A 12,974-nucleotide genomic window follows, 5' to 3' on the forward strand; every position below is an offset into this window, starting at 1 on the left:
CTGACTGAACGAGGCACAGGGAATGGCGGAGGGCTCTCCACCGGCCTCTGTGCCTTTGCCGTATCAAGAAGATCATTGCCTGCCGGACCGGCTGGTCGCGGCCAGAGAGTGAAACACCATGTCCAAAAGAGATTTTTATGATGTGCTCGGCATCAATCGCGATGCTTCCGAGGACGACATCAAAAAGGCATACCGCAAGCTGGCGATGAAATATCACCCGGACCGTAATCCGGACAGCAAGGAAGCCGAAGAAAAATTCAAGGAAGTCAAAGAGGCCTATGAAATCCTCTCTGACAGCCAGAAGCGCAGTGCCTACGACCAGTTCGGCCATGCCGGGGTAGACCCGCAAGCCGGTGGCGGCGGCGGTGGTGCCGGTTTTGGTGGCTTTGGCGATTTCGCCGACATCTTCAGCGACATCTTCGGCGGTGGCCGGGGCGGTGCTGGCGGTGGTGGTCGTTCCAATGTCTATCGCGGTGCCGACCTGCGCTACAACCTGGATATTGCACTGGAAGAAGCGGCGCGTGGCTGCGAAAAGCAGATTCGCATTCCCTCGCATGAAGATTGCGATGTCTGCCATGGCACCGGTGCCAAGCCAGGCACCCAGCCCAAGACCTGCTCCACCTGCGGTGGCCATGGTCAGGTGCGCATGAGCCAGGGCTTCTTCTCCATCCAGCAAACCTGCCCGACCTGCCACGGTACCGGCAAGCAGATCAGCGATCCTTGCACCAGCTGCCATGGTGCCGGTCAGAAAAAGACCAACAAGACGCTGAACGTGAAGATTCCGGCCGGGGTGGACGAGGGCGACCGCATCCGCCTGTCCGGCGAAGGTGAGCCAGGGCAGAATGGCGGCCCATCCGGCGACCTGTATGTGGTGACCCATATCAAGCAGCACGCGGTGTTCCAGCGTGACGGCATGGACCTGCATTGCGAAATGCCGATTTCCTTTGCCACGGCTGCGCTGGGCGGCGAGGTGGAAATTCCCACGCTGGACGGCATGGCCAAGGTGAAGATCGCCGCAGAAACCCAGAGCGGCCGGGTGTATCGCCTGCGCGGCAAGGGCGTGAAGGCAGTGCGCGGCACCGACTATGGCGATCTGCATTGTCATGTAGTGGTGGAAACTCCGGTCAAGCTGACCGAGCGTCAGCGCGAGCTGCTGCGTGAATTCGAAGCCATCAGCCAGGGCGACGTTGCCATGCATAATCCGCGTTCCAAGTCCTTCATGGACAAGCTGCGCGATTTCTTCGAATAAGCCGCAATACAGGGCTTGTGCCTGCTTGCAGGTCGTCGATCAACCCCCGGTCCGCCGGGGGTTTTGTTTTTCACGCGTGTTGATGGCGGCAGAATGAAAAAAGCCACCGCGGCAAGGCGGTGGCAAATGACTTTTTCAAAGGAACCAGCCAGGCAGCCGGCTTAGAAGTTGTGCTTCAGCATCACCCAGGTAATGGATGCCTTGTCCTGTGCCCAACCCAGTGCAGCCTGTGCACCCTTGTCTTCCTTCACTTGGCCGTAGCCGGCTTGCAGCATGGTGCGCTTGCTCAGGCTGTAGTCCACTGCGGCGGCCCATTGCGTGGCACCCCAGTCTTGCGACTGACCGTCAACCTTCACGCTGCTGCGCTTGGAGTAGACGATGGACGGCTTGAATGCGCCAATGGTGTAGGCAGCATTGATGGCCCAGGAGCGGCTGCTCAGCTTGTTGGCGCCAGTATTGGCAACGGTAGTGCCAGCAATACCGGAAACGGCATAGCTGCCATCGGTGTTCTTGGCCCAGGCATCGCCCCACAGGGTGGCTTTCTGCAAGGTGGCAGCCAGGTAGAGGTTGTTGGCGTCGTAACCGAATTCAACACGATGTACACCGCTGTTGTGATCGGCGACGGTATTGTACTTGGCCATGTAGGCGTAGGCACCGAAGAAGCCGGCGTTGGAGTAGGCCAGACGGGTACCCAGGGTGTTGCCGGTTTTCTTGCCGCCAGCAGCCTGTGCTTCACCGGAACCCAGGTGAACCATGGCATTGAAGCCGTTCAGGTCCGGGCTGTCGTAGCGTACGCCATTCTTGACGCGGCTATCGCCGTAGGCACCAAATACGTCGCTGCCTTCATACAGCGGGAATGCCATGCCAGTGTTGTCGCGACGCGGGCCATACAGGTTGTCGGTGGACTCGGTTTCGCCCAGTACATCATCGAGGTAACCCAGACGAACCTTACCGAAGTTGCCTTCTACGCCGACAAAGCTGGTACGGTTGGCGAAGGTGCCTGCACCGGTGCCGCTGGTGGTTACGCCATCCACGTTCATACCGGTTTCCACTTGCCAGATGGCTTTCAGGCCATTGCCCAGATCTTCGCTACCCTTGAAGCCGATACGGCTGGCAAAGTCGTCAACACCGGTGTTCGATTTGAAGTTGGTGTCGCTGCTTTTCATGCTGTCGAGGCCAGCACGGATGGAGCCGTAGATGGTGACGTCGGCTTGGGCCAGCACCGGCATGGCTGCTGCGATGGCAGCAACGAGTACGAGTTTTTTCATTCCTCTAAATCCTTTAGTAGTTTTTTCTAGGCCTGCCTGATCTGTTGGCAGGCTGGGCGCGGTGTAAAGCAAGCCATGTAAAAACTTGATTTCACCAACCGGGCTGAGTGTGCGAAACACGTTTGTAACCGTCAATGAACATTTATTAACAAATTGCCATGGGAAAAAGCTTTTTCCAGGTATGAGTGTCGATGATTTTTTTGTAATTAATTCGATATATTTATTTAAAAACAAAAAGTTATGGTTTTTGTAAAGTTCAATCCCCATGTGCTGAATATTGTTTTTTATTGTAGTTTTTCCGTGTAAACGATCGTTTTTCTAAGTATTTCAACTGTTGCATTTTGGTAAATTAGACGTTTTGTCTGATAAAAATGCTGTTTTTACACAACACTTATCGTCAATTGCTATGAGCTGCAAGAATGCTAGGTATGATTTTTACTGATGCATTGGCGTGGTGTTGCCGCCGGCTGCAGCCGCTCGCACGCGCTTGTTGCAGGGCATGCTGCCGCTCGCCGGCCAGCAAGGGGAATGACACTGCCAGCCGGCAGCAACAGGCGTACAATTCCCAGCATTGCTATTGTCACCTGTGATGGAAACCCCATGATTTTTGCCAACCGCTATTTCCCTGCCACGCGCATGCGCCGCATGCGCAAGGATGATTTTTCCCGCCGCCTGATGCGCGAGAACGTATTGACCACCAATGACCTGATCTATCCGGTGTTTGTGCTGGAAGGTGAGAATCGCGAGCAGGAAGTCGCCTCCATGCCGGGCGTGGTGCGCCAGAGCCTGGACAAATTGCTGTATACCGCCGAACAAGCCCTGGAGCTGGGTATTCCCATGCTGTCGCTGTTTCCGGTGATTGAAACCGGCAAGGACAATGCCGCGCAGGAAGCCTATAACCCGGACGGTCTGGTGCCTACCGTGGTGCGTGCACTCAAGCAGCGCTTTCCCGAACTGGGCGTGATGACCGATGGCGCACTGGACCCGTATACCGTGCATGGCCAGGACGGCCTGATCGATGACAGCGGCTATGTGCTGAATGACGAAACCACCGAAGTGCTGATTCGCCAGGGTCTGTGCCATGCCGAAGCCGGCGTGGATGTGTTCGGCCCGTCCGACATGATGGATGGCCGTATCGGTGCGCTGCGCGATGCTTTCGAAGAGGCGGGCTTCATTCATACCAAGATTCTGGCTTATTCGGCCAAGTACGCTTCTGCCTTTTATGGCCCCTTCCGTGATGCGGTTGGTTCGGCCGGCAATCTGGGCAAGGCTGACAAATACAACTATCAGATGGACCCGGCCAATCTGGATGAAGCCATCCAGGAAGTGGCAATGGATCTGGAAGAGGGCGCCGACATGGTCATGATCAAGCCGGGCATGCCTTATCTGGATGTGATTCGCCGGATGAAAGACACCTTCCGCGTGCCGACCTATGCCTATCAGGTGTCCGGTGAGTACGCCATGCTCAAGGCCGCCTTCCAGAATGGCTGGCTGAACGAAGAAAAGTGCATGATGGAAAGCCTGATGGCCTTCAAGCGCGCCGGTGCCGACGGCATCCTGACCTACTTTGCGCTGGATGCGGCGCGCCTGCTGCGTCGCGGCTGATGACCCGCACTGCGCCGCCTTGCAATCCTGGGCGGCGCATTGTCCTGAAAGAGGAGTAGGCCATGGATTTTCTGCACTCCACCTGGTTCTGGCTGTTTGTCATCGTCGCGCTGGTGATGTCCACCATCGGTTCGCTGGCCAGACTGTCCAAGGCCCCGCCACCAGTCGACCTGCCCGGCGTCAAGCCGCAGCCCTATGCGGCTGATGATGATGACGACGAAGATGGGCCAGACAGCCCGGCCGGCCATACCCCGGCCAGTTTGCGCAAGCCAAAATAAGTTGTTTCATGCTTTGCGATGGCGGTGCTGGCGAGCATTACGCCAGCCCGCCGTGCCGGAAATATTGCTGGATGAATTCCACACAGACACGCAGTTTGGCCGAATTGGCCAGCTTTTCCGGATACACCGCCCAGATATCTGCCGGCAGGTAGTAGTCTGGCAGAACCTGTACCAGTTCCCCTTTCTCCAGTTCGCGCGCCACATCCCATAGCGAACGCAGCATGATGCCATGGCCCTGCAAGGCCCACTGGTGCACCACCTCGCCATGGTTGGCGGCCAGCGCCCCCTGCACCCGGATGCTGCACTCTCCCTGGGGGCCGGCCAGACGCCACACCCCGAAAGGGTGATCTCTTTCCTTGATGACCAGGCAATTGTGCTGGCTGAGGGCATTGAGCGTGGCAGGAGAACCATGTTGTGCCAGATAGGCCGGTGAGGCGCACAGGATGCGCCGGTTATCTGCCAGCTTGCGCGCCAGCAGCTGTGGGGCAATCTCGTTTCCCACCCGGATATCCAGGTCGATTCCCTCTTGTGCCAGGTCAACCAGACAGTCGGCTACCTCGAAGCGGATGCTCAGTTCCGGGTAATGCTGTGCCAGTTTGCCCAGTACCGGTGCCAGATGCACCCTGCCAAAGCCAAAGCTGCTGCTGATGCGGATGATGCCGCGTGCTTGTTCGCGTGCGGTACCGATCTCCACGCTCATTTGTTCCACATCCTGCAGTATTTTTCCTGCCCAGGCGTAGATGCGCTCTCCGCGCTCGGTCATGGCAATGCGCCGGGTGGTGCGGTCCAGCAGGCGACAGCCCAGGTATTGCTCCAGTACACGAATACGTTTGCTGACATAGGCCGGGGATGCCGCCATGGCTTCGGCGGCCACGGCAAATCCTCCCTTGCGGACGACCAGGCAAAATACCCGCAAATCTTCGAGCTGCAGCAGATCCTTCATGTTTCGTGTCTTCTGTATGCACGGACCAGCCCATTATCCGGGCTTTGTTTTCCGCCATGCTAGGCCTCGAAGTACAAGGTCATTATGACGAAAGAACAGAGGAGGGCAGGATGCGGGCTTACAGGATTGCGGCCATCGCGGGCGATGGCATCGGGCAGGAAGTGCTACCGGAAGGCTTGCGGGTGCTGGAGGCGGCTGCCAGGCGCTTTGATATCGATTTGTCGGTTACCCGGTTTGACTGGGCCAGCTGTGACTACTACCTGCAGCACGGCCAGATGATGCCGGACAACTGGTTCGACACCCTGCAGGGTTTTGATGCCATCTATTTCGGGGCTGTCGGCATGCCGGACAAAGTGGCCGATCATGTGTCGCTGTGGGGCTCGCTGTTGAAGTTCCGCCGCGAGTTCGACCAATACGTCAATCTGCGGCCCGTGCGTTTGCTGCCTGGCGTTTCCTGCCCGCTGGCCAATCGCCAGCCGGGTGATATCGATTTTCTGGTGGTGCGGGAGAATACCGAGGGTGAGTACTCGGCTGTTGGTGGCCGCATGTTCGAAGGGACAGAGCGCGAGCTGGTGCTGCAGCAATCGATCTTTACCCGCCATGGTGTCGATCGCATCCTGCATCACGCTTTTACCCTGGCACAAAGCCGGCCACGCAAAAAGCTGACTGCTGCGACCAAGTCCAATGGAATCGCCGTGAGCATGCCGTATTGGGATGAGCGCGTGGCCGCGGTGGCACAGCACTACCCGGACGTGCAATGGGAACGGCAGCATGTGGATATTCTGGCGGCACGCTTTGTATTGCAGCCGGACCGTTTCGATGTGGTGGTGGCGTCCAATCTGTTTGGCGACATCCTTTCCGACCTGGGCCCGGCTTGCACCGGCACCATTGGCCTGGCGGCGTCGGCCAATCTCAACCCCGAGCGTCGTTTCCCCTCCCTGTTTGAACCGGTGCATGGTTCCGCCCCGGACATTTTCGGCAAAAACATCGCCAACCCCATTGCCATGATCTGGTCTGGCGCACTGATGCTGGATTTTCTTGGCCACAGCCAGGGGCCTTGTCGCGCTGCGCACGATGCCATCATGCAGGCCATCGAGTCTGTACTGCTTACCGGGCCGCTGACCGCCGATCTTGGCGGCAAGGCCACGACCACCGAGCTGGGCCAAGCCATTGCGGCGGTGGTCGCACATGCGCCGTTGGCGGTGACGGCTTAGTCCAGAGACTGCTGGCAGACCGGTCCGCTACATTGCGGCGGCTGCCAGCAGCTATTCCCCGGCAGCTGCTGGGCCAAGGATACAAGGAGAAAACATGCAAACCTCCAAGCAAGGCCGGCGTGATATTCCGCTGGCAGTGGTCAGCCTGTTGATTGTGTTTGCGCTGGTCTTTGTCATGATCGCGATGCCCAAGGCATCGGTCGCGATGGCCAACCAGCTGATGTACTGGTGTACCACAGTATTTGCCTCGCCCATTTTGTTGTTTGCCTTTTTTGCCGTGTTGTTTGTCATCTGGCTGGGCCTGAGCAAGTACGGTCAGATTCGGCTGGGGGAGGGCGGGCCGGACTACTCAACGTCAACATGGATTTTCATGTTCATCATGTCCGGGCTGGGCTCGTCCACGCTGTATTGGGGTTTTCTGGACTGGGCGTATTACTACCAGACGCCAGGTCTCAATTTGCCGCCATCCTCGCCGCAGGCACTGAAATACAGTGTGGCCTACTCGTTCTTTCATTCCGGCCTGAGCGCCTGGGCCATGTATGCGCTGGGGGCGGTGGCCATGTGCTATCACTTTCACGTACGCAAGAACAAGGGTCTGAGTCTGGCGGCGATTATCGGTGCCATCACCGGCCGCAAGCCTGATGGAGCCTTGGGGCGATTGGTGGATCTGCTGTTCATGCTGTGCATGTTCGGGGCACTGACTATCTCGCTGGTGCTTACGGCCATTACCTTTGCCCGATTGCTGTCGATCCTGACAGGCATTCCCGATAGCTTCACCACGCAGCTGATCATCATTCTGGCGGTATCCGTGCTGTTTACCTTGTCTTCCTGGGTGGGCATGGATGGCGGCATGAAGCGTCTGAGCCAGATGGTGTGCTGGGGTGTGGTGGTGCTGGCTGGCTACATCTATTTGCTGGGCCCCACGCAGTTTATTACCAGCAATGCGCTATCCAGCCTGGGACTGATGTTGAGCAGCTTTGTCGACATGAGTCTGTTCACCGATCCGATGGGCGATGGCAAGTTCACTCGCGAATGGACGGTGTTCTACTGGCTATGGTGGATTTCCTATGCCCCAGGGGTGGCACTGTTTGTCACCCGTATTTCGCGTGGCCGCACCATCCGTGAAGTGCTGGTGGCCATGGTGGTAGGAGGCTGTGCCGGCATCTGGTGTGTCTACGGCGTACTGGAAAGCTACAGCGTGCACAGTTTTATCAGCGGTCTGATCAATGTGCCGCAAGTGCTGAGCGAGCAGGGCGGTGAGGTGGCGATTGGCCAGTTGCTGGATTTGCTGCCGGCCGGGCGTTGGGTCATCGCATTTTTCCTGGCGGTCATGGCGATATTTCTGGCCGCTCACATGGATGCCGTGGGCTATGCGGTATCGGCTACCTGCACCCGCAATCTGGCCGAAGGTGAAGACCCCTCTCCTGCCGATCGCCTGTTCTGGTGCGTGATGCTGACGCTGGTGCCGCTGGCGATGATTTTTGCCAAGGCACCACTCAATACCATGAAGACCACGGTGATTGTGACGGCCATTCCCTTTGCCCTGATCACCCTGGTCATGGTGTACGGCCTGCTCAAGTGGCTGCGTGAAGATTATGGCGATGTTCCTGCACATCAGGTTGGCGAGCAGCCGCCCGCGGTGGTGACCAGCAACCAGTCCAGCTCATGAGTTCGGCCATGGCGAGTGCTTATCAGCTTTCTGCGGAAATGCAGTCTTTTGTCAATCAGAGCGCCTTGTTTCTACCCGCTGATGACAGCCTGTCCGAAATGCGTGTGGCCTACGATGCCCTGTGTCGTTACTTCACCCCGCCGCTGCCGGATGGGCTGCAGCTTGAGGACCATGTTCTGCCGGTGGCCGGACGACATATCCCGCTGCGCTTGTACCGCCCAGCTGCGGCCATGCCGCCAGCCGGTTGGCCCTGTGTACTGTATTTGCATGGTGGCGGCTGGATGCTGGGTGGTCTGGATTCACATGCCTTTATCGCGGCACCGCTGGCGCAGGAATGTGCTGCAGCCGTACTGGTGGTCGATTACCGCCTGGCTCCGGAGCATGTCTTTCCTGCCGCTTTCGAGGATTGCCTGGCGGTGTGGGACATGCTGCGCATGGCTGGCCTGACACTGGGTATCAACCCCGCCCGTGTCGTGGTCGCCGGTGACAGCGCGGGTGGCAATCTGGCTGCCGCACTCTGCCTGGCTGCACGTGGCAAGCCAGGCCCACCTTTGTGCGGGCAGGCGCTGATCTACCCCGCACTGGCGGCAGTACCGACAGAGCCAGCGGCCAGCGAACATGCCGATGCCCCGCTGCTCAGTCGCAAGGACATGGCCTATTACCTTGCGCAGTACGCGCCGGATCCGGCCATGCATGCCGATGAGCGCCTGGCACCGTTGGTGGCGGCCAATCTGCAAGGTTTGCCGCCGGCCTTTGTCGCAGTGGCGGAGTACGACCCGCTTCGTGACGATGGCCTGTGCTATGCCCAGCGCCTGCAGGCGAATGGCGTTGCAGCTGAATGCCATGTCGGTCGTGGGTTGCTGCATGGATGCCTGCGCTTTTGGCCGCAGGGCATGGAGACAGCCCGCATGTACCGTGCGCTGGTCGCGGCCATTTGTCGCATGTTGGCTGGCCAGACATGACATCTGTTGCGCACCGGCATGGTATGTGGCGCTGCGCGATTTTCCCCCGGCCTTGCCATCCTTATTCGTCAGGCATGACCGAACAAGAAAAGGGCAGGCATTCGCAGCCCTGTGACGACCCCAAGCAGAGGAGAACCCCATGAATGACTACACCAGATTGAGCCCGGATTTCTGTGCCGATCACGAGCGTGCCTGGACCTTGCCGGCCGAGTATTACACCTCGGATAGGGTCTATCAGTTTGAGAAGGAGAAGATTTTCGCCCATAGCTGGATTTGCGTAGCGCATGGCAGTGAACTGGCCGAATCCAACGACTACATCACGCGTGATGTTGCCGGTGAAAGCATCATTGTGGTGCGTGGCCGGGATGGCGTATTGCGCAGCTTTTACAATGTCTGCCCCCATCGTGGTCACCAGCTGCTGCAAGGCAGTGGTCGCGCCAAGAACGTGATTACCTGTCCCTACCATGCCTGGACCTTCAAGCTGGACGGCCAGCTGGGGCATGCCCGCAATTGTGAAAACGTGGTCGATTTCGACCCGGACAAGGCAAGCCTGTCGGCGCTCAAGGTGGAGGAGTATGCCGGCTTTGTGTTCATCAATATGAATCTGGCTGCCGGCCCGGTGGAGGCGCAACTACCCGGTCTGGCCGAGAGCTTGCGCGCGGCATGTCCGGTGATCGACCAGCTGCATCTGGCTGCACGCTTTGTGACTGCCACGCCAGCCAACTGGAAAATCATCGTCGACAACTATCTGGAGTGTTACCACTGTGCGCCAGCCCACCCGGGCTTTGCCGACTCGGTACAGGTAGACAAATACACGCATACCCTGCAGGGCAACTGGACACTGCAGTTTGGTCTTGCCAGATCCTCCGAAAAATCTTTCAAGATCGACCCCTCGGTCAAGGACCCCAGCTTCAGCGGCTACTGGGCCTGGCCTTGCACCGTGTTCAACGTACCGCCCGGTGCCGACTTCATGACGGTTATCTATGAATACCCGGTGGATGCCGAGACCACCTTGCAGCACTACGACATCTATTTCCGCAACAAGGAACTGACTGCTGAGCAGCAGGCACTGGTGGAGTGGTATCGCACCGTGTTCCGGCCGGAAGACCTGCGGCTGGTGGAAAGCGTGCAGTGCGGACTGAAGTCCCGTGGTTACCGTGGTCAGGGCCGCATCATGACAGACCGCCAGCGCAGCGGCATCAGTGAGCACGGCATTGCCCATTTCCACCAGTTGGTGGCACGCCAGCACCAGGACTGATTCCACCTGCGGCGCTGCCGGTTACCGGTAGCTGCCGCTTTTGCGGAGTATCCGATGAAATTGCAAGACCCCCTGCTGTTCCGACAGCAAGCGTATATCAATGGCCAGTGGTGCAGGGCGGACTCTGCCGCCACGCTGACTGTGCTCGACCCCGCAAGCAATATTGCCATCGCCACGGTGCCGCTGATGGCCGAGCAGGAAACCATCCGTGCCATTGAGGCTGCCAATGCGGCCCTGCCGGCCTGGCGCGACCTGACCGCAAAAGAACGTGCCCGGCTGCTGCGCCAGTGGTTTTTCCTGCTGGAGCAGCACGAGGAAGACCTGGCCCGGCTGATGACCTGGGAGCAGGGCAAACCGTTGGCGGAGTCGCGGGGTGAAATCCGCTACGCCGCTTCATTTGTCGAATGGTTTGCCGAAGAAGCCAAGCGCTTGTATGGCGACGTGATTCCCTCGCCCCGCAAGGACCAGGAACTACTGGTGATGCGCGAGCCGATCGGCGTATGCGCTGCCATCACACCGTGGAATTTCCCCGCCGCCATGATTACCCGCAAGGCGGCGCCAGCCTTGGCTGCCGGCTGTACCATCGTCATCAAACCGGCCAATGAAACCCCGTTGTCGGCACTGGCGCTGGCGGAACTGGCCGACCGCGCCGGTATTCCGCCCGGTGTGTTCAATATCGTTACCGGGGATGCCCAGGCCATCGGCTGGCAACTCAGCACTCACCCGCTGGTGCGCAAGCTCAGTTTCACCGGCTCCACGCCGATAGGCAGGCTGCTGATGGAGCAGTGTGCCGGCACCATCAAGAAAGTCTCGCTGGAGCTGGGTGGCAATGCGCCGTTCATCGTGTTTGACGATGCCGATCTGGATGCTGCGGTGGAAGGGGCCATCCAGGCCAAATACCGCAACGCAGGCCAGACCTGTGTCTGCGTCAACCGCTTTTATGTTCACCAGTCCGTGTATGCCAGCTTTCTGGAGCGCTTCTGCGCCCGCGTCGCCGAGTTACGGGTAGGGAATGGTTTTGCCGAGGCAACCGAGGTCGGCCCATTGATTTCTGCCCGAGCCGTCAGCAAGGTGCAATCCCTGCTGGACGACGCGCTACAGGGTGGAGCCCGCTTGCTGACCGGCGGGCGCAGCCTGGCTGCCGGTCCGCAGTATTTTCCTCCTACCGTCATTGCCGATGTAAAGCCGGGCATGCGTCTGCTCGAGGAGGAAATTTTCGGTCCGCTGGCACCGGTCATGCCGTTTGCTAGCGACGAGGAGGTCGTCGCGCTGGCCAATGCCACCATCTATGGCCTGGCCGCCTACTTCTACAGCCGGGATATTGCCAGGGTGTGGCGCGTGGCGCGGCAGCTGGAGTACGGCATTGTCGGCATCAATACCGGCATGGTGTCCAATGAGGTGGCCCCCTTTGGCGGCATCAAACAGTCCGGCCTGGGGCGTGAGGGCTCCCGCTACGGCATTGATGACTATCTTGAGTCCAAATATCTGTGCATGGCGTGCTGAGCGCCGCTGCCTGTTTCTCCAGTCAACCTCGAGCATGAAGCGACATGAGCCTACAGACCCCGAATATTGCCGTCCGCGTGGTGCGGATCGAGCAAGCCAGCCCCTTGATCAAACGCTTCACCTTGCAGGCGCAGGATGGCGGTCAACTGCCGTCCTTTAGTGGTGGCAGCCACATCATTGTACGAATGCCCACCGCCAGCGGCCTTATCCATAATGCCTATTCGCTGCTCAGCTCGCCTTTTCAGCTGCAGCAGTACCAGATTGCCGTGCGGCGGGAAGAGGCCTCGCGTGGCGGCTCGGCTTTCATGCACGAGCATGTGGCGGTGGGGGACATCTTGCAGATATCTCCGCCCAACAATTTATTCCCGCTGCATGCCATATCGGGGCGTCACATCCTGATTGCCGGCGGCATCGGCATTACGCCCTTCATGTCGCAGATGGAGGAACTGCAGACCAGCGGCGCTGCATTTGAACTGCATTACGCTTTTCGTAGTCGCGAGCAAGCGGCCTTTGTCGATGAACTGGCGGCGCGTTACGGCGCTCACTGTCATTTCCATGATGCTGCCCGAGGCGAGCAGTGCAATGTCGCCAGCTTGCTGGCACAACTGGCCGAGCAGGATCATATCTATGTCTGCGGACCGGTATCGCTGATTGAGGCCGTGAAGGCGGCAGGAGCAGCGCAGGGCATAGCGCCAGCTCGCCTGCATTGGGAGCAGTTTGCCGCCAGTACGCAAAGCGGAGAGGCATTTACCGTGGTGCTGGCCCGCTCCGGGCGGGAAATCCGGGTGGAGGCAGCGCAAACCATTCTGCAAGCCATTGAGCAGGATGGTTCGGCCGCCGTGGATTGCCTGTGCCGCGAGGGCGTGTGCGGCACCTGTGAAGTGGCCATTGTGCAAGGTGAGGCCGAGCACCGCGACCAATACCTGAGTGAAGAAGAAAAGGCCGCCCAGCAAAGCCTGCTGATCTGTGTATCGCGCGCCCGCGGCGAGCGCATTGTGCTGGATTTGTGATGCCAGTCAGGCCAG

11 protein-coding genes are annotated in these 12,974 nt (G+C 59.0%); 9 read left to right on the top strand and 2 right to left on the bottom strand.

The window, feature by feature from the left end; all coding sequences use genetic code 11:
- Positions 1-118: 118 nt before the first annotated feature.
- The gene (gene dnaJ, locus DBR44_RS14680) at positions 119-1,249 is read left to right on the top strand and encodes a molecular chaperone DnaJ (protein ID WP_124644767.1); all 1,131 of its coding nucleotides are present in this window, start codon (positions 119-121) and stop codon (positions 1,247-1,249) included.
- Positions 1,250-1,410: 161 nt separating this feature from the next.
- Here the strand turns inward: dnaJ and DBR44_RS14685 are convergent, their stop codons facing one another.
- On the bottom strand, positions 1,411-2,517 hold the full coding sequence (locus DBR44_RS14685; protein WP_158613626.1) for a porin: 1,107 nt from the start codon (positions 2,515-2,517) through the stop codon (positions 1,411-1,413).
- Positions 2,518-3,117: 600 nt separating this feature from the next.
- Between DBR44_RS14685 and hemB the strand changes: the two genes are divergently transcribed.
- Complete coding sequence (gene hemB / locus DBR44_RS14690; protein ID WP_124644769.1) at positions 3,118-4,122, top strand: porphobilinogen synthase; 1,005 nt, start codon at positions 3,118-3,120, stop codon at positions 4,120-4,122.
- A 62-nt stretch (positions 4,123-4,184) separates the two neighbouring features.
- A complete protein-coding gene (locus tag DBR44_RS14695; protein ID WP_124644770.1) occupies positions 4,185-4,400 on the top strand; it encodes a hypothetical protein in 216 nt (71 codons plus the stop codon).
- Positions 4,401-4,437: 37 nt separating this feature from the next.
- On the opposite strand, the gene DBR44_RS14700 is transcribed toward DBR44_RS14695, so the two are convergent.
- A complete protein-coding gene (locus DBR44_RS14700; RefSeq protein WP_124644771.1) occupies positions 4,438-5,343 on the bottom strand; it encodes a LysR family transcriptional regulator in 906 nt (301 codons plus the stop codon).
- 110 nt (positions 5,344-5,453) lie between these two features.
- Here DBR44_RS14700 and DBR44_RS14705 point away from each other — a divergent pair, with 110 nt between their 5' ends.
- The 6 genes from DBR44_RS14705 (at position 5,454) to DBR44_RS14730 (ending at position 12,959) form a co-directional block, all read left to right on the top strand.
- The gene (locus DBR44_RS14705; protein WP_124644772.1) at positions 5,454-6,557 is read left to right on the top strand and encodes a tartrate dehydrogenase; all 1,104 of its coding nucleotides are present in this window, start codon (positions 5,454-5,456) and stop codon (positions 6,555-6,557) included.
- A 94-nt stretch (positions 6,558-6,651) separates the two neighbouring features.
- A complete protein-coding gene (locus DBR44_RS14710; RefSeq protein ID WP_137008380.1) occupies positions 6,652-8,226 on the top strand; it encodes a BCCT family transporter in 1,575 nt (524 codons plus the stop codon).
- An 8-nt stretch (positions 8,227-8,234) separates the two neighbouring features.
- On the top strand, positions 8,235-9,188 hold the full coding sequence (locus DBR44_RS14715; protein WP_199731063.1) for an alpha/beta hydrolase: 954 nt from the start codon (positions 8,235-8,237) through the stop codon (positions 9,186-9,188).
- Between the two features lie 139 nt (positions 9,189-9,327).
- Positions 9,328-10,446, top strand: a complete 1,119-nt coding sequence (locus DBR44_RS14720) for an aromatic ring-hydroxylating dioxygenase subunit alpha (RefSeq protein WP_124644774.1) — start codon at positions 9,328-9,330, stop codon at positions 10,444-10,446.
- A 54-nt stretch (positions 10,447-10,500) separates the two neighbouring features.
- Positions 10,501-11,949 carry an NAD-dependent succinate-semialdehyde dehydrogenase gene (locus DBR44_RS14725; RefSeq protein ID WP_124644775.1) on the top strand — a complete coding sequence of 483 codons (1,449 nt, stop codon included), beginning with the start codon at positions 10,501-10,503 and terminating at the stop codon, positions 11,947-11,949.
- A 44-nt stretch (positions 11,950-11,993) separates the two neighbouring features.
- Positions 11,994-12,959 carry a PDR/VanB family oxidoreductase gene (locus tag DBR44_RS14730; RefSeq protein WP_124644776.1) on the top strand — a complete coding sequence of 322 codons (966 nt, stop codon included), beginning with the start codon at positions 11,994-11,996 and terminating at the stop codon, positions 12,957-12,959.
- The last annotated feature ends 15 nt before the right edge of the window (positions 12,960-12,974 follow it).

Source organism: Aquitalea sp. FJL05 (genome assembly GCF_003852595.1).
Classification (GTDB): Bacteria; Pseudomonadota; Gammaproteobacteria; order Burkholderiales; family Chromobacteriaceae; genus Aquitalea; species Aquitalea aquatilis.

Excerpts from the sequence above, each read along its gene's own strand:
- dnaJ (WP_124644767.1), top strand. The coding sequence starts at position 119 with ATGTCCAAAAGAGATTTTTATGATGTGCTCGGCATCAATCGCGATGCT.
- DBR44_RS14685 (WP_158613626.1), bottom strand. The coding sequence starts at position 2,517 with ATGAAAAAACTCGTACTCGTTGCTGCCATCGCAGCAGCCATGCCGGTG.
- hemB (WP_124644769.1), top strand. The coding sequence starts at position 3,118 with ATGATTTTTGCCAACCGCTATTTCCCTGCCACGCGCATGCGCCGCATG.
- DBR44_RS14695 (WP_124644770.1), top strand. The coding sequence starts at position 4,185 with ATGGATTTTCTGCACTCCACCTGGTTCTGGCTGTTTGTCATCGTCGCG.
- DBR44_RS14700 (WP_124644771.1), bottom strand. The coding sequence starts at position 5,343 with ATGAAGGATCTGCTGCAGCTCGAAGATTTGCGGGTATTTTGCCTGGTC.
- DBR44_RS14705 (WP_124644772.1), top strand. The coding sequence starts at position 5,454 with ATGCGGGCTTACAGGATTGCGGCCATCGCGGGCGATGGCATCGGGCAG.
- DBR44_RS14710 (WP_137008380.1), top strand. The coding sequence starts at position 6,652 with ATGCAAACCTCCAAGCAAGGCCGGCGTGATATTCCGCTGGCAGTGGTC.
- DBR44_RS14715 (WP_199731063.1), top strand. The coding sequence starts at position 8,235 with ATGGCGAGTGCTTATCAGCTTTCTGCGGAAATGCAGTCTTTTGTCAAT.
- DBR44_RS14720 (WP_124644774.1), top strand. The coding sequence starts at position 9,328 with ATGAATGACTACACCAGATTGAGCCCGGATTTCTGTGCCGATCACGAG.
- DBR44_RS14725 (WP_124644775.1), top strand. The coding sequence starts at position 10,501 with ATGAAATTGCAAGACCCCCTGCTGTTCCGACAGCAAGCGTATATCAAT.
- DBR44_RS14730 (WP_124644776.1), top strand. The coding sequence starts at position 11,994 with ATGAGCCTACAGACCCCGAATATTGCCGTCCGCGTGGTGCGGATCGAG.